Source organism: Ruoffia sp. FAM 20857 (assembly GCF_045528645.1).
Classification (GTDB): domain Bacteria; phylum Bacillota; class Bacilli; order Lactobacillales; family Aerococcaceae; genus Ruoffia; species Ruoffia halotolerans.
In genome coordinates, this window is sequence record NZ_JBGQRB010000046.1 from 1 (window position 1) to 17,093 (window position 17,093).

The following is a 17,093-nucleotide window of genomic DNA, read 5'->3' on the forward strand; positions in this document are numbered from 1 at the left end:
GCCAAGTGAATTCTCCTTTTAGTAATGTATGGTAACTTTATTATATAGGAATTCACTGGCTTTTGTGTACATACAAAAAAAGGTGTCAGTGAGATTTCTCTCACCAACACCAAAAATTCAAGAACCTTTTTTATTAATCTGGAGGGATTTAGTGACTACAAAGCATGATCAAATACTACAATATATCGAAACACTTCCCATTGGCAAGAAAATATCCGTTCGAGGCATCGCCAAGCATTTGAATATGAGTGAAGGAACGGCTTACCGAGCAATTAAAGATGCTGAAACACTGGGTATTGTCTCAACAATCGAGAGAGTTGGAACAATCCGTATTGAGAAGAAATCAAAGTTTTTACCAGAAATGTTACGCTTTAATGAAATGGTTTCAATAATCGAAGGAACTGTTCTAGGTGGGGAAGAAGGTTTAGATCGTCACCTTAATAAATTCATTATTGGCGCAATGCAAGAAAATGACGTTAAAAGATATTTTGTACCTAATTCACTCATCATCGTGGGAAACAGGGAAGAAGTTCAACAATTGGCGTTAGAGAATGATGTCGCTGTCCTAATTACAGGTGGCTTTGATACGAGTGATAAGATCGTGGAGCTTGCTAACGAGAAGAAATTACCAGTTATTTCGACGCCTTTTGATTCATTTACAGTGGCGACGATTATTAACCGTTCTATGGCAGACCAAGAAATAAAGAAAGAAATTATGACTATTGCCGATATCTTTACGCCGATTGATCAAACGCCTGCATTAACGGCTCAAGATACTGTGAACACATTTTACGAGCTTTCACGTAAATCTGGACTTTCACGCTTTCCAGTCCATCATAACAGCCGTTTGATCGGAGTTGTGACGGCGAAAGACCTCATAGGGAAATCTGAATCAGTCCTAATTGAAAGAGTCATGACTAAAGATTTAGTGACTGTTCAAAAACATATGACTGTCGCAAGTGTCTCACAACTGATGGTGCGTGAAGATATTGAGATGATTCCTGTTATAGAAGATAATATGGAATTAATAGGCGTTGTCTCACGTCAAGATATTATGCGTAATATTCAAATGATTCAAAAGCAACCACAAATTGTTAATACATTTGAAGATGATATTATTATGCACATTGAAGAATATATCTTAAAAACACAAGAACATAAGTATGACTACCACGTTGTTGTCCAACCACAAATGTTAAACAGTTTAGGAACGATTTCTTATGGTGTTCTTTGTGAATTAATTTCGCATTCTGCTTATCAAAAATTTTATGATACAACAAATCAAAATCATATTATTGAAAAGATTGATTTGCATTATTTCAAATTAATTCAAATGGGGAATTTAATTCAATTTAAAGTTGATATTTTCAATCAGAATAGACGAACAGCCCTAATTGAAGTCAATGTTTTCCACGAGAATTCTTTAGTTGCAAAAGCAATTATTACGACCCAAGTTATTGAAACAAAGTAAATGAGTTATAGAAGGGATAGACTATGTATTTAGAAACTGAGAAAGTACAAGAATTATTAACATACATTAAAAAACATGACACAATTATTATTCATCGACATGTGAGACCCGATCCAGATGCATTTGGCTCACAACTTGGCTTAAAGTATCTAATTAAGAATGCTTTTGAGAACAAAAAAGTGCTAGCAGCTGGAACGATGTCAAAAGGGTTATCTTGGATGGGTGACATGGACGAGATTGCAGATTCAGATTATGAAGATGCCTTAGTCATTGTTGTTGATACAGCCAATTATCCTAGAATTGAAGATAAGCGGTATAATAAAGGGGCAAAACTTGTAAAAATAGACCATCATCCTGATGTGGATAGTTATGGCGATTTAGAAATGGTTTATACAAAAGCAAGTTCATGTAGTGAAATTATCGCAAATATTTCACTTGAATTGGGAGAGGCGTTACCTCTAACAAAAGAGGCTGCATTTATGCTATATGCTGGTATTGTCGGCGATACTGGACGTTTTCAATATGATTCAACAAGTGCGACAACACTAACAACAGCAGCAGAGTTACTTAAACAAGGGATTGATCACTTTATTATCAATGACCGATTCAATACAAAATCAATGGAACAAGCGAAATTTCAAGGCTTTGTCTTAGACCAATTAGAAATTACAGACAATGGTGTGGCTCACATCATAATTAATCAAGCTGATTTAAAACGTTACGGAATTACTGAAGAAGAGGCGAATGTCGCTGTCGGAATTCCAGGGAGTATAATGGGTGTGAATACTTGGGCTTTATTTATTGAACAAGAAGGTAGCCATCCATATTGGAGAGTTCGTGTGCGGTCAAAAGGACCAGCAATCAACGAAATAGCGGCTAAATACCATGGTGGAGGCCATCCTAAAGCAAGTGGTGCCTCGGTCTATAGCAAAGAGGAAATGAGTCAATTATTAGAGGATTTAGGGAAAGCAGCGCAAGAATATTTAGATAACATAAGTGAATAGAGAAAAGACCAAGTTGATTTTGAGTCAACTTGGTCTTTTACTTTGTATTTTATTTAATCAAACCAATCAAAGCCTTGTTTATTAATGAGATCATCAGCAGCTTTTGGCCCACTAGACATTGCTGGATAGTTTGGAAAATCAGGTTTCGGTGCCTCTTTCCATAATCGCTGAATATTATCAACAAATTTCCAATCATGTGCAACTTCAAGCCAGTGATTAAAGTTATTTAAATTCCCTTGAATACATGCTAAGATTAGACGCTCGTAATCTGCAGGCATTGCATTAATTTCTTCCTCATCTGGTGAGTATGACAATTCAATTTGTTTTAATTCATTAGTATAACCGATCGTTTCTTGATTTAAATAAAGTCGATAAGCTAGGTCTGGATTAATTTCAATCATTAATCTATTGCTAGGTACACCTTCTTTAGTTGCTTTAAACTGGACATGAATCGTTGTATATTTTCCTTCTAGTCGCTTTCCAGAGCGAATATAGAAAGGTGTACCTTCCCATTCTGGTAAATCAATTAAAACTTTGGCTGCGAAATATGTTTCAGTGGTTGACTCAGCATCTACCTTATCTTCATCACGGTATGCTTTGTACTCATTGGATTCGCTCGCTCCATATTGGCCTCGAACGACATTTTCTTGTAATTCAGCAACAGAATCATATTGATGTAGATTTTTTAAGATATGAATTTTTTCTTGACGAATCGACTCAGGCTCATCGTCCTTTGGTTCGTTCATAGCAACTAATGAAAGCATTTGAAGTGCATGATTTTGTATCATGTCTTTAGATACACCACTATTTTCATAGTAGTCACCACGATCTTCAACACCAACTTCTTCAGCAAGCGTAATTTGAACATGATCGATATTCTCTTTATTCCAAATTGACTTTAACATGATGTTACTAAAGCGTAAATTTAGGAGTGACTTAACAAAACCTTTTCCTAAATAATGGTCAATACGGTAAATTTCATTTTCTTCAAAAGAAACTTGAAGTTGTTCTTGTAATTCATTGGCTGAATTAAAGTCATTTCCGAATGGTTTTTCGATAATTAATCTGTTATAACCTTGTTCCGTAGCTAAGCCAGAACCTTTAATATGCTGCGTAATTATAGGGAATAGACTAGGCGAGAGTGAGATATAGAAGATTCGATTCCCTTGTGTTTGATACTTTTCCTCTAACTCTAAAGCTAATTCTTGTAAATTATGATACTCATCTTCATCATTCACATCGTGTGATTGATAATAGAAGTGTGATGCAAATTCTTCAGCATGTGCTTGGTCATCAATTTCATTTTTAATACTGTTTAGGACTACCTCACGCAAATAATCGTCTGTCCAAGGGCGACGAGCAGTTCCTATTAATGCAAAATGTTCAGATATATAATTGTTTTTGTATAATCGATATATTGCTGGAAATAACTTACGGGCAGCTAAATCACCCGTAGCTCCGAACAATGTAATGAGTAAACGATATTTTTCCATGAAATCCCTCCATCTGTAACAACCAATATTATAGCTTAAAAATGACCTAGTTACAATTTAAGGAGAAAAAAATCTAATAATTTGTTCATTTTATTCTAATATTACTATGGTTTGTTTTTTTTAACCGATACTTGTATAATTTGACATGTTAGTAAAAAGTACAGTGAAAGGAGTATATTATGAAATTATTTAAAGAATTACCATTGAAACAATTTATTCAAGATGCGTTATTAGACATTCACTTTGAAACTTTAACGCCTGTTCAAGAAGAAGTTATTCCACAAGCTTTAGATGGACAAAGTTTAATTGTTCAATCCCAAACCGGCTCAGGAAAAACACATAGTTTTTTAGTGCCCATCTTAAACCAAATTGATGCAGATGCAAATGAAGTCCAAGCAGTAGTTACTGCACCAAGTAGAGAATTAGCAGAACAATTATATAATGTAGCAATTCAACTTGCTGAATTTTCAGAAAAACCAATCAAAGTCGTGCGTTATATCGGAGGTACTGATAAGCAACGTCAACTTGAGAAATTACAAAATAATGAACAACCTCAATTAGTTATTGGTACTCCGGGGAGAATTTTCGACTTAATGTCTGAAAATGCACTTTGGGTTCAATCAACCAAAACATTCGTTGTTGATGAAGCTGACATGACAATGGATTTAGGATTTTTATCGATAGTAGACGAGATTGCCTCAAGAATGCCGGAAGAATTACAAATCATGGTTTTCTCAGCAACAATCCCTCAAACATTAGAAGTGTTCTTAAATAAATATATGACGGCACCAAAAGTAATCGAAATCGATAATCAAGGTGTAATCGCTGATATGATTGAGAATTACTTAATCTATACGCGGGGCAGAGATAGAGCGGAGATAGCTTATTCCTTACTAACAATGGGTGAGCCATATTTAGCACTGATCTTCTGTAACACAAAGCAATATGCCGATGAAGTCAGTCATTTCTTAAAAAATAAGGGACTAAAAGTAGCGACGATTCATGGCGGACTAACACCTAGAGAACGTAAAAGAGTGATGCGACAAATTCGTGATCTAGAATTCCAATATGTCGTCGCGACAGATTTAGCTGCCCGTGGTATTGATATTCCAGGAACGTCTATGGTTATTAATATGGAAATTCCTACTGAATTAGAATTCTTTATCCACCGAGTTGGTCGTACCGGACGTAACAATATTAAAGGTGTTGCTTATACTTTAATTGAGCCTGACAATGAACGTGACATTCATACTTTAGAGAAAAAAGGGATTGAATTTGAGCACGTTGACATCATAAAAGGTGAAATTAGAGAAGTTAAAGCTAGAAATGCTCGTGCAAAACGTGAAGACAAAAAGAAAAATGAAGATACTGTGATTAAAGGTATGATTCAACGTAATAAAAAACGTAAAGTAAAACCAGGCTATAAAAAAAAATTAGATCGACAAATCCAATCACATAAACGAACACAAGCACGACAAAATAGCCGCAAGAAATAACAAAAAACCAGCTTTCCAAATTTTAGTGGAAGCTGGTTTTAATTTTGTTAAATTTATTTTTCTTCATCATTATTGTCATCGTTGTCTTGACTCTCAGTATCATCTTTAAAGTCTAAATCGATTGTATCGATTTCATCAAGGTTATTCATAATAGTATGAATAAATTTAGTATGGTTTTTAAAAGCAAGATACAATAGGAATAAAGTAATAGCAGCTAAAGTAAACTGTGTTGCGACGAATCCCGGAATCAGTATCGACATTAACTCCAGTAATAGAATTGGCACAAATGAGATTACAACTGTTAACTTCAGTCTTGCTTTGAAATTAATGGCTCTAGTCAGTCGAACATTAAAGAAACCAGCCATAATACTGATTAATATAATTTGGAACCAGTAAACGAAGAAAGCAGTCACTAGCATTACTACAAACATCATTGTATTAATTGAAAATGATTCTTCAACAATATAATTTAAGAATAATTCAAAGCGATGATTGTTTGCAAAAAGATAATCATAACCTGGGATTTCTTGAACAACCTCACCAACAGTTAGAAAGGCGTAATCCTCAATAATAAAGATCCCAAAAGGGGAACTAGGCATCAACATTTCTCTTTGTTCAGCGGGAATTTCAGTTTCAAAGCCCATTTCTGTATTGACGGAATCATCAATGACAATTTGCACTGAATCGGATTGATAATAGAGTGGTTTTTCTCCTTCAGCTATATTCAAAGTTCCTTCTGATAAAGAATACTCTGGAATATACTCAACAGCGTTAGAGAAGTCATCTGAAATTTGTGAAAAAACTGGAATAATATTAACAAACATCGCTAGTGTCATTGCTAATATCGAACCAAAAGCAACCAAATGAATATATTTCCACGGCACATTTATCGATTCAATATAATAGCGAGGGTTCTTTAACCCTAGTTTAAGTAAATTAAATATTTTCTTCATTGAACCGTCCTTTACTAATTAAATTCATTAATTTATCATACCAAAGTCAATTGAATTATCAAGTAAATTTATGACTTTGCCTTTCTTTAAATAGTAACTTATTTATATTAAATCAATGTGTACTCAAGTTATTTATGTATGATCTGAATTTAGTCAGTTTCCACGCTGATATTTTTTTGAGAGGTCTTTCTATCCCAATAAATAATACCTACTAAACTGATTATACCAATCAAGCTCGATATGCCTCCAAAGACAATCGAACGAGGGAAGTAAGTTAATTCAACATTGTGTTGACCACTTGTCATAGGTATCGCCATTAAAGTATCACTTAATACACTTACCGGTTCAACACTTGTGCCATCCACAGTTATGTCCCAAGCTGCATCATAAGGGATCGTGAATAAGACATAAGCGTCATCTTGTTCAATGGAAATATTTCCTTTGATGTGATTGTGACTAGACTGGGTCACATTAAACTTATTATCTTCTTTAGTATCCATCATCTCTTCATAACGCTCTAAGTCAAATTCGTATAATTCAAGTAAATTTGCTTGCAATTCTTCTTCCTCAAGCTCTACATCAAAGTATTGATCTTCACGAACAGTGTCATAACTGGCGTTGTAAACTTGACGTCTCCTAAATGGTGAATAGAATCGATAATGATTAGAGTTTAAATCAAACGAAACATTCTTACTTGAGAACTGACTTGGTATACTAAAGTAGTATGGGTTTCGACTAGTTGTTTCAAAATGCCAACGGATTCTCGGTGTTTGCGCATCGTTTTCTGTTGTATCAACATATGTATAATAATCTCCATCTCCGGTATCCCTTACTTCGACATTTTCATAAGTGACATCCGTAAAGTCATGCTCTGTAAAGTAAGGAGCGCCATTACCGTTATAATCTATGAGACTTAATAATAATTCTTGGTTTTCAATAGGTCTATGTGATGTAAAATCAATTCCATCATTGGCAATATTTGAACTCACTTCCATGCCAATACCAAAGTTTCTTTCGTTTTCGTATACTTTTACCCTTGAATATTGAGTCGAGATAGGGTGGAATTCCATATCTAAATCAGTGGCTTCTGGATATAAGACATAACCTTCGTCCGCTGTGTGTTCGCTCGAATTCGTCGTTGGGGCTAAGAAATAACGAATATTAAAGAAATCATCTAAGAATAGCGTGCCGTTAGTATAGGTTGCAAAGCCATTACCATCAGGTAAGCCAAGATAACCATATAACTCAGGGACATGCGCTTCGATGGTAGAGCCAAAGTGATCCATACCACTATAGTGTGTATACATCGCTTCGTTTTTAGTACGCATAAATGTTTTGTTTATTCGATAGAAATCATTATTTGGATGACGTAAACCAGCTAAACTTTGGTTTAGTGTTTCAGTATAATCTTCAAATTTCGATTGTTGTACATAATTAATATCTGACATAATAATATACGCATTAATGAATAGTTCGCTAAAGACAAATATTAACAGTATCGAGTTTAGAATGATTTTTTTAGGTCTTTCTAATTGATTAATTACGACAAAGGCCAAGAAGAAAGCCAGAGAAATAAAGATGTTAATATTATTTAAGAAAGTATATTCATCAATCCATAAATAATAACCAGAGAATAAAGCCATCGCAACAATGGCAGTAATTAATACACCAAGCGGGAAATGCTTTGGTTGGTTCTTAAAGGCTTTAATGGCCATTACAAGTAGAAAGAAACTTGTCGTGAACGAGAATCTAAAGTGATACCAAATTGGGAATTGTCCGCCATGCCAAAGTTTATTAAATAAATCAAATCTAAAAGAAAGTCCAAACACTGTAAAAATCAATATCGCAACGATTTTTTCAGACAATTTAATTTTTTTATTAATAAAGAAAAGACCTACAAAGAAGATAACTAACATCCCAGCATAGATATTAGGAGAACCTGAAGACATTTCATCAAAGTTGAAACTACCAACGAATAGTTTTGACGCAATATCTTGAATTGTATGAGCAACTTCCCAATCTAACTCAAATTCCATGTAACTTCCTTTGTTTTGGGTTAGAGAGACATAGATCGGAATAAGGGTAATTCCAGCTATTAAAGCTGCGATGATTGAATGAATTCCAAATCGGAAGTATGAGACAATCGTTTCTTTAATGTTGAATGCATTTTGTTTTTCGACGATGACAAAGAGTGCATATATTGCTAAGAAAAGACAAATCATATAAGCGATATAATAATTCGCAATTAACATAATTGCTAACGAACCAACATAAAGTAAGCGACTCTTTCCACTTATTAATTGATCCAAACCTAAGGCAATAAGCGGTAATAATACTAAGCCATCTAACCACATTATATTTAACTGATACACAATGGTATAACTCATGAAAGTATAGGATAAGCTAAAAATGATTGATGGAAGCGTACTTAAGTCATATTTCTGACGCGAGAAGTACATAAATGTTAAGCTACTTGCCAGTAATTTGAGGTAAGTAATTAACGTTACTGCTATTTCAAAGTTTGACTCGTTAAATAATAAAAAAATCAAATTAAAGGGACTCAACAAGTAGTATGCCCATAAACCTATCATTTCTCCACCTATCGCTTTTTCAAAGCTGTAAAGGAGCATTTCAGGCGAATGGGTTAAAGTTTCTTTATACATACTAAAGAAATCAATATATTGTTGACCTAAATCAACAGTAAGCATTGTATCTTTACCAAAAGGCGCAAATTGAAAAACTATTGCAAGCCCGATAAAGAAAATCGATACAAAAAAACTATTTAATAAATATGGTTTAAATTTATTTATCATTTTGTGACTCCTAACGAAATTAATAATCCTATCATATACTAACAAAGAAAAATCTGGTAATCATCTTTTTAGTGTGTAAAATTTATGAAGATTAAATAAAGATTGATGTTACTCTTTGGCTTTGATACAATTTTGATTAATTGTTTGATATAATAATCAGGTGAATTTAAACTATTAGAGGGGAGAAGATAAATGGCACTTTACAAAATAAAGCAAAAGAAAACACGTTCGCATATACCTGGACGATTGAATCTCTTGTTTTTTATTTCGTTTTTGGTGTTTACTGTGTTATTTATCCGATTAGGATATATTCAATTATATAGTGGTGAACGTTACTCCAATATGGTAGAACGAACCGAATCAACGTTATCAACTGGTTCAGTACCCAGAGGGATGATGTACGATAGTAATGGGAATATTTTAGTGGGTAATAGACCGGAGCAAGCCATTCTTTATACACGTGATCGTGATTCAAGAGTGTCGGCTCAAGATATAGTAGATATTGCAACACAACTTGCTTCATTAATTGAAGTTCCAACGTCTAATTTAACTGAACGTGATTTAAAAGATTATTTCATTATTAAGAATGAAGACTTAGTTAATAGTCGTTTAACTGAAGATGAGTTATTATTGCCTGGACCTGAGTTATATAGCGTCCAATTGGAATACGTTACGGATGAAGATATTCAATTTAGTAACGCTGAAATGAAGATTGCGGCATTATTTAAACAAATGAATAGTGCCTATGCCTTATCGACCGTCACAGTGAAAAATCAAAATGTGACAAAAGAAGAGGTTGCACGTGTATCTGAACAATTAAGTCAATTGCCTGGTATTAGTATTGGGACCGATTGGCAACGTGTATATCCAATGGGAGAAATGCTTAGATCGATCTTCGGTCAAGTTTCAACTGAACAGGGCGGTATACCAAGTGAATTAGCTCCAGAATTACTTCGTCGTGGTTATGCTATGAATGACCGTGTTGGAATGAGTTATCTTGAACAAGAATATGAGAATGCCCTAAAAGGTACAAAATCATTATTTAACTTTGTGACAGATTCTTCAGATGATATCTTAGAAAATGATATGTTATATAAAGGAACTAAAGGGGATAATTTGGTTCTGACAATCAATTCTGAATTCCAAAGTAAACTAGATGAAATTGCTGAAAATTCATTGAGAACGATGGAACAACAAGGACTGAATGACCGTGTATACATCGTTGCATCAAATCCAAAAAACGGGGATATCTTAGGTATCTCAGGAAAACGATTTGAATACAATGAAGATACAGATTCTTATTATACGGACAAAATCGTTGATGATACACTTGGAGCGATTAATACGAGTTATGGTATGGGGTCAAGTATAAAACCTGCCATGGTAGCTACAGGTTACATGGAAAATGTTATTTCTTTAGATAATAATATCCTAGTGGATGAGCCGTTGAAATTCCAAGCCTCACAAGTAAAAACATCAGTATTTAACCGTACTGGCGAAATGCCAATTGATGATATTGAAGCTTTACAAAAATCATCGAATATTTATATGATTAAATTAGCGATGATGATTGGTGGGCAGATGACTTATGAAGAAAATGACCGCTTATCTATTCATGATAACACAATCAATATCATACGTGATTATTTAGCTCAGTTTGGTTTAGGAACAACTACCGGAATTGACTTGCCTGTTGAATCAGCTGGATTTAGTCCAGAAAGTGATCAACTTGTAAGTGCACTCGATTTATCCTATGGACAATTTGACCTGCATACACCTTTACAATTAGGACAATACGCAGCAACTATCGCTAATGGCGGTATACGTTATGCACCTAGACTAGTTAAAGAAATACGTGGAACGGATGCGAATGGAGAATTAGGTTCTGTTAAATCATCGAATGAAACTGAAATCATGAATGTTATACCAATTGATGAAGCAGCGATGGAGCGAATTCATGAAGGGATGAGACAAGTATCGCACACACTTGACGGCACTGCGCGTTATCTATTCATGAATTACCCAATTGAAGTTGGATCTAAGACAGGGACTACAGAGGCATTCTATTCTGGCCCGATCCAATATGCACAAAATCAACCGGTAACTAACGCGACATATATTGGTTTTGCACCATTTGATGATCCAGAAATTGCTATTTCAGTAGTTATTCCATATTTAGAAGAAGAAAACTGGGGACGTGAAAGTACTCGTGTTGCCCACCAAGTTATGAACGCTTATTTCGAAATGCAAGCTGAAACAAGTGGGACAATTGAAACATACTTAGATAGTCCAGCTACTCAAGAAATTAACTAATAGAAACACACCCACTTTCTAAATGGAAGTGGGTGTTTCTTTGTACAAAAAAAGCTTTGTGGGTAAAATTTAATCCACAAAGCTAAATTCTTTATATTAATAGTAGTAATATGCTCCATCTGTAATCATTGAAGCGATATCGTGAATACTCATATCAGAATTCAATTCAAAATCTCCGGCTTGGATCACAGCATTTAAATCCCACTCATCTAATAAGCTTTGGAATTCGTCAGCTGAGTCAATAAATCCGTCTGATTCTAGTCGAGCAGCAATTTCACTAGATGCTTCGCCTGAAGCAATCGTGAAGCTGCCTTCTAAGTCTGGTTGAGCTTCGGTTACTTCACCTGTTTCTGAAACTGAATTATCAGCTTCAGTATCTGTGTCAGTACCAATGTCCGTTGTCTCTGTATCAGATTCATCGTTATTTGTTTCCGTGCCAGTATTATCAAGTTGAGCAACAAGTGATTCGTTAGCTTCTGTTAAGCTGCTTATCTGTTTTTGCGCAGATGATTCGTCTTGATTACCTCCAGAAGATAGTGATTCATTTAATGAATCACGCTCTACAACTAAAGAACTTACTTGTTCTTCATATTGACTTATCTGCTCTTGATCGCCAGAGCCGAGTAGAGAGTTAACTTGTAACCCTTCAACTGGGGCTTGACCTTGAACAAAAATGGCGAAAGCGCCTGATAAAATGCCGGCAGAAAGAAATCCGATACCTAATGAACGTAATGTGTTTTTTTTCATCGAATGTTCCTTTCTAACGATTTTCAATATAATCGTCAATAACTTTTTGAATCGTTACTGAGTTCAATTGAACTTCTTGACTGATTTCATGCATTGTATAACCTTGAGAGTAAAGACGGATAATCATTTCGTGTTGATTATCTGAAACTTCTTCTATCTCTTGTGATTCTACAAGTTCTTCATCGTATACTTCATCAGTTGAATTATATACAACTGTTTCGTTATATGGTGTGTTTTGAGATTTTTCAAGTTCAGCTAAACGAGTTTTGATTGCGTATAACTCTTCTGATTGTTGAACTGTATATTCATTCATTTGCTCAGTAACATCTTGGTCATCTCCTGCGAAGAATGAAGCAATTAATAAGATAATTGCAATGACTAATAAGGCAATGACTAAAATCCAAATGTCCATAAAGCACCTCTTTCCGTGAGTTTGTATTCTTACTTCATATAATTTTATCAAATCTGCAACAAGATTCAACTCTAAGCATGTTACAGATTCGTAATAATTTAAATTCATTTTACCAATATATATGGAAAAGAGCAAAATATAAAGAGTTTTTTGAAAATAATATTTGTTACTTGCACATTTTGTGATATAATATTTTGGTATTGTATAGAGAATACATTAAAAATCAAAACTCAATTAAGTTTGGAGGGATAATAATGCGCATTAATATTAATTTAGAATGTACTGAGTGTGGAGAACGTAATTACTTAACAAATAAAAACCGTCGTAACAACCCTGATCGTTTAGAGAAAAATAAATATTGCCCTCGTGATCGCAAAGTTACACTTCACAGAGAAGTTAAAAAATAAGTCTATATAACACGATACAGAGATTCATCGAGAAATCGAGGATCTCTGTATTTTTTTGCTTATATTTTAATCCATTAAAAGCATCATGTAATTTAACTGAATTACTATGGTTTACTAGGGGCAAACTATGGTAGAATACATGAGTGCATGGGAGGAGAGCGGATACAAATGAGAGATAATATAAGTGAAAAGGTAAAAATTCGACGTTCAACGCTCGCTTCACTGAAAGCCATGGATGAAAATCATCGCAAGAAGCTAGAAGCCAATTTAAGCGAGCAATTAATCAATTATATAAATGCTAATCAATTTCAATCGATTGGTTTTTATTACGGTTTTCATCCTGAAATTAACACGCCATTAATTATGGAAGAGATATTTAAATTAACAAATAGTTCATTATATTTGCCTAGAATAGAAGCTAATTATCAATTAAGCTTTCGTGAATATCAAGACGAAACTCAATTAGAAACGGTTCAAAGAAAAATCAGACAACCGAAAAGTGATGCAAAAAGCATTCATATAGAAGAGATTGATTTATTAATCGTCCCAGGTGTTTCTTATCAAGAGAATGGCTATCGGATTGGTTTCGGTGGAGGCTATTATGATAGAGCCCTTGCAGGTGCTAATATCGATACCGTGTCACTCATCTTTAATGAGCAACTTTACCCTAATGTATCATGGAAGGTTGAGGCGCACGATATTCCGATTAAAAAGCTGATTATTCCAGGAAAAGGAGAATTTGATGAACAATCAATTTAAAGTGTATAATCAAAAGCAATATAGACCATTTATGACCTATATATTTTTAGGTATTAATGTCGCTGTCTACGTATTTATGCTATTAAAGTATCATACAACAACGGATATTATGGCATTACTTGAGATGGGAGCCAACTTTTCACCCGCGGTGATTATCTTTAATGAATGGTGGCGACTATTAACTGCGGCCTTCATCCATATCGGTTTTTCACATATTTTAATGAATGGAATTTCATTGTATTTTTTAGGTATGGATTTAGAGAAGATACACGGTCACGGTAAATTTGCATTAATTTACTTAATTTCGGCGATTGGGGGAAACTTATTTTCCTTTGCATTTAACGTGAATGTTTCTGCAGGGGCATCCACGGCAATATTTGGGATGTTTGCGAGTTACTTAGTGTTAGCGTATTTAAACCCAGATTCACCCATATTTAAACAAAGGGCGAGTACATTCACAGTTTTACTAGTATTGAATTTCTTGAATGGTTTATTTACATCAGGAATTGATAATTGGGGACATCTTGGTGGGACGATATTTGGTGCTTTAATGACGTTTGCGGTTGGTTTTGGATCAAAGCGAACATTAACAAGGATAAATCGTCTACTAGCTATTTTAGCTATGCTCGTGATCGCACTGATACTAGTATTTATCGGTCGTAATCGGATTTTAAGTTAATATTTTAAATAAATGATAATAAATGAAAATAGAGGAGTCAGGTAGGAAATGAATATTTTATTATTTCTTTTAGCGTTAATCGCTATCGGTTTAGTTGCTTATGGGATTTATTTGTTAGTATTATGGGTGATGCGTAAACAATCCGCAGAAATGGCTGAAAGTCATGAGATTAGAGAGAACATCCGTAAAGTTCAAATTATTGATGTGAGAGAAACACCAGAATTTGATGCTAATCATATATTAGGAGCAAGAAGTATACCGATGTCACAGTTTAAGCAAAGATTCAGAGAAATCCGTAAGGATAAACCTGTGTATTTATATGATGATGCATTGAATTATGCATCAAGAGCAGCCAATATCTTAAAAAAAGAAGGCTATGATAAGATTTATATCTTAAAAGGTGGCTTTTCAAGTTGGACTGGAAAAGTTAAATCAGAACTATAATCGACTATTGAAAAAAGACACGCTACATCTGAAAAGATGTGACGTGTCTTTTGCTTTAGTTAAATGTAGATAAACTAACCATTAAACTTATAACAACTGAAGCTAGCATAATTACTACCATTGCAATTGCGACAAATCTAACAATTCGATCCATCTTTGATTTTTTACCTTTATTCGATTGAGCCGCAAGTTTATTCCAATTTCTTTTTTTCGATTTAGCCATATTGCATATCCCTCACTTTTGTAGCCATTATTATAATTGTAAATATAAAAAACGTCAAATCAATCATAGAGAACAATTATGAATAGACTATAAATAAGTATTGAATAATATATTTCTCATCAAATATTTAAATATAGATGTAAACCTTTAATATTCTAATAAAATCTGCTAAAATAGTAAAGGAATCATAAGGAGGCAAATAAACATGACAAAACAACAAATTGGTGTAGTGGGTATGGCCGTAATGGGTCGTAATATCGCATTAAATATTGAAAGCCGTGGCTACTCTGTTTCACTTTATAACCGTACGGATTGGAAAACAACAGAAGTTGTTGACGAAAATCCAGATAAGAATTTAGTGGCAACATATGACATTGAAGAATTCGTTAATTCATTGGAAAAACCACGTAAAATTTTATTAATGGTTCAAGCTGGTAAAGGTACAGACGCAACAATTGAAAATTTATTACCTCATTTAGATAAAGACGATATTTTAATTGATGGTGGGAATACGTTCTTTAAAGATACAATTCGTCGTAATGAATATTTAGCAGATTCAGGCATTAACTTTATTGGTGCAGGAATTTCTGGTGGTGAAGAAGGGGCACGTTTTGGACCGTCAATCATGCCAGGTGGCCAAGAAGAAGCTTATGCTTTAGTCAAAGATATCTTAGAAGCAATCTCAGCTAAAGCTGAAGATGGTCAACCATGTGTAACATACATTGGTGCTGATGGTGCAGGACACTATGTGAAGATGGTTCATAATGGTATTGAATATGGAGATATGCAATTAATTGCAGAATCATATGACATTATGCACCGTGGTTTAGGTATGTCTGCTCAAGAAATTGGTGACATCTTTACTGAATGGAATAATGGTGAGTTAGATAGTTTCTTAATGGAAATTACATCACATATTCTAAAAACTACGGATCCAGAAACTGGTAAAGCAATGGTCGAAGTGATCATGGACCGTGCAGGAAACAAAGGGACAGGTAAATGGACTTCGCAAAGTGCACTAGACCTAGGTGAGCCATTATCATTAATTACTGAATCTGTATTTGCTCGTTTCATCTCAGCTCAAAAAGAGGAACGTGTTAAAGCAAGTAAGATTATTCCTGCGATTGAAGCAGAAATGGAAGTGACTGAAGAAGAAAAGAAAGACTTTATCGAATTGATTCGTAAAGCGTTATACTTCAGTAAAATCATGAGTTATGCTCAAGGATTTGCTCAATTACGTGCAGCAAGTGAAGAAAATGAATGGAACTTACCATACGGTGAAATCGCTAAGATCTGGCGTGAAGGATGTATTATCCGTGCTAAATTCTTACAAAACATTACTGATGCGTACGAAAAAAATGCAGACTTACAAAACTTAATGTTGGATGATTACTTCTTAGACATTGTAACGAAAAATAACAGTGCCGTAAGAGGGGTAGTTTCTAAAGCAATCGCAGCAGGAATTCCAGTACCAACATTCTCAGCAGCTATTGCATATTACGATTCATATCGTTCAGAAGTTTTACCTGCGAATATTATTCAAGCACAACGTGACTTCTTCGGTGCACACACATATAACCGTGTGGACAAAGAAGGAACATTCCACTTCTTATGGAACGAAGGTAAAGAAGAAGAAATCGATTGGTAATATGTTTCATTACAAATTAATATCACATGAGATTTCGGCCGTAAACATTGGCTCTTTGTCAAATAGGGTTGATGACTCATTTTAATCAAGATCAAGCAGCATAAGTTGTTGCTTGATCTTTTTTATTTGTCTGAGGGACATATAATCGCGTCATAAGTAAAATACGGTCTCTAAAATGACTGTAATTTCGATAGCCGTAGGCTGTTCGTTTCAATACTTTAATTTTATTAT

At 34.4% G+C, this 17,093-nt stretch carries 16 protein-coding genes; 9 read left to right on the top strand and 7 right to left on the bottom strand.

Annotated features, from left to right (window positions below):
- The first annotated feature begins 151 nt into the window (after window positions 1–151).
- Both ACEN4N_RS09505 and ACEN4N_RS09510 read left to right on the top strand, forming a co-directional pair.
- Window positions 152–1,471, top strand: a complete 1,320-nt coding sequence (locus ACEN4N_RS09505) for a DRTGG domain-containing protein (protein ID WP_407090692.1) — start codon at window positions 152–154, stop codon at window positions 1,469–1,471.
- A 23-nt stretch (window positions 1,472–1,494) separates the two neighbouring features.
- A complete protein-coding gene (locus tag ACEN4N_RS09510) occupies window positions 1,495–2,475 on the top strand; it encodes a DHH family phosphoesterase (RefSeq protein WP_407090691.1) in 981 nt (326 codons plus the stop codon).
- 53 nt (window positions 2,476–2,528) lie between these two features.
- Here ACEN4N_RS09510 and zwf read toward each other — a convergent pair whose 3' ends face one another.
- Entirely contained in the window at window positions 2,529–3,968 is a 1,440-nt protein-coding gene (gene zwf, locus ACEN4N_RS09515; protein ID WP_407090690.1) for a glucose-6-phosphate dehydrogenase, read from the bottom strand.
- A 179-nt stretch (window positions 3,969–4,147) separates the two neighbouring features.
- Between zwf and ACEN4N_RS09520 the strand changes: the two genes are divergently transcribed.
- Window positions 4,148–5,464, top strand: a complete 1,317-nt coding sequence (locus tag ACEN4N_RS09520) for a DEAD/DEAH box helicase (protein WP_407090689.1) — start codon at window positions 4,148–4,150, stop codon at window positions 5,462–5,464.
- A 53-nt stretch (window positions 5,465–5,517) separates the two neighbouring features.
- On the opposite strand, the gene ACEN4N_RS09525 is transcribed toward ACEN4N_RS09520, so the two are convergent.
- Window positions 5,518–6,417, bottom strand: coding sequence for a DUF1189 family protein (locus tag ACEN4N_RS09525; RefSeq protein WP_407090688.1), 900 nt, complete (start codon window positions 6,415–6,417; stop codon window positions 5,518–5,520).
- A gap of 149 nt (window positions 6,418–6,566) precedes the next feature.
- Window positions 6,567–9,230, bottom strand: a complete 2,664-nt coding sequence (locus tag ACEN4N_RS09530; RefSeq protein ID WP_407094134.1) for a YfhO family protein — start codon at window positions 9,228–9,230, stop codon at window positions 6,567–6,569.
- A gap of 192 nt (window positions 9,231–9,422) precedes the next feature.
- Between ACEN4N_RS09530 and ACEN4N_RS09535 the strand changes: the two genes are divergently transcribed.
- Window positions 9,423–11,543 carry a peptidoglycan D,D-transpeptidase FtsI family protein gene (locus ACEN4N_RS09535; RefSeq protein ID WP_407094135.1) on the top strand — a complete coding sequence of 707 codons (2,121 nt, stop codon included), beginning with the start codon at window positions 9,423–9,425 and terminating at the stop codon, window positions 11,541–11,543.
- Window positions 11,544–11,639: 96 nt separating this feature from the next.
- Here ACEN4N_RS09535 and ACEN4N_RS09540 read toward each other — a convergent pair whose 3' ends face one another.
- Window positions 11,640–12,290, bottom strand: coding sequence for a hypothetical protein (locus ACEN4N_RS09540; RefSeq protein WP_407094136.1), 651 nt, complete (start codon window positions 12,288–12,290; stop codon window positions 11,640–11,642).
- A gap of 13 nt (window positions 12,291–12,303) precedes the next feature.
- Entirely contained in the window at window positions 12,304–12,702 is a 399-nt protein-coding gene (locus ACEN4N_RS09545) for a hypothetical protein (RefSeq protein ID WP_407090684.1), read from the bottom strand.
- Window positions 12,703–12,956: 254 nt separating this feature from the next.
- On the opposite strand from ACEN4N_RS09545, the gene rpmG reads away from it, so the two are divergent.
- The 4 genes from rpmG (at window position 12,957) to ACEN4N_RS09565 (ending at window position 14,991) form a co-directional block, all read left to right on the top strand.
- Window positions 12,957–13,109 carry a 50S ribosomal protein L33 gene (rpmG, locus tag ACEN4N_RS09550; protein WP_138403678.1) on the top strand — a complete coding sequence of 51 codons (153 nt, stop codon included), beginning with the start codon at window positions 12,957–12,959 and terminating at the stop codon, window positions 13,107–13,109.
- A 168-nt stretch (window positions 13,110–13,277) separates the two neighbouring features.
- The gene (locus tag ACEN4N_RS09555; protein WP_407090683.1) at window positions 13,278–13,868 is read left to right on the top strand and encodes a 5-formyltetrahydrofolate cyclo-ligase; all 591 of its coding nucleotides are present in this window, start codon (window positions 13,278–13,280) and stop codon (window positions 13,866–13,868) included.
- Window positions 13,852–14,547: a rhomboid family intramembrane serine protease gene (locus ACEN4N_RS09560; RefSeq protein WP_407090682.1), complete on the top strand. Its 696-nt coding sequence runs from the start codon at window positions 13,852–13,854 to the stop codon at window positions 14,545–14,547. Before ACEN4N_RS09555 ends, ACEN4N_RS09560 begins: the two co-directional genes overlap by 17 nt.
- A 48-nt stretch (window positions 14,548–14,595) precedes the next feature.
- Window positions 14,596–14,991 carry a rhodanese-like domain-containing protein gene (locus tag ACEN4N_RS09565; RefSeq protein WP_407090681.1) on the top strand — a complete coding sequence of 132 codons (396 nt, stop codon included), beginning with the start codon at window positions 14,596–14,598 and terminating at the stop codon, window positions 14,989–14,991.
- A 55-nt stretch (window positions 14,992–15,046) separates the two neighbouring features.
- On the opposite strand, the gene ACEN4N_RS09570 is transcribed toward ACEN4N_RS09565, so the two are convergent.
- Window positions 15,047–15,214, bottom strand: coding sequence for a DUF4044 domain-containing protein (locus ACEN4N_RS09570; protein WP_138403682.1), 168 nt, complete (start codon window positions 15,212–15,214; stop codon window positions 15,047–15,049).
- Between the two features lie 205 nt (window positions 15,215–15,419).
- Between ACEN4N_RS09570 and gndA the strand changes: the two genes are divergently transcribed.
- Entirely contained in the window at window positions 15,420–16,862 is a 1,443-nt protein-coding gene (gndA, locus tag ACEN4N_RS09575; protein ID WP_338488683.1) for an NADP-dependent phosphogluconate dehydrogenase, read from the top strand.
- A gap of 91 nt (window positions 16,863–16,953) precedes the next feature.
- On the opposite strand, the gene ACEN4N_RS09580 is transcribed toward gndA, so the two are convergent.
- Window positions 16,954–17,093: transposase (locus ACEN4N_RS09580; RefSeq protein WP_407089874.1), on the bottom strand; the 140-nt coding region annotated here is incomplete at its 5' end.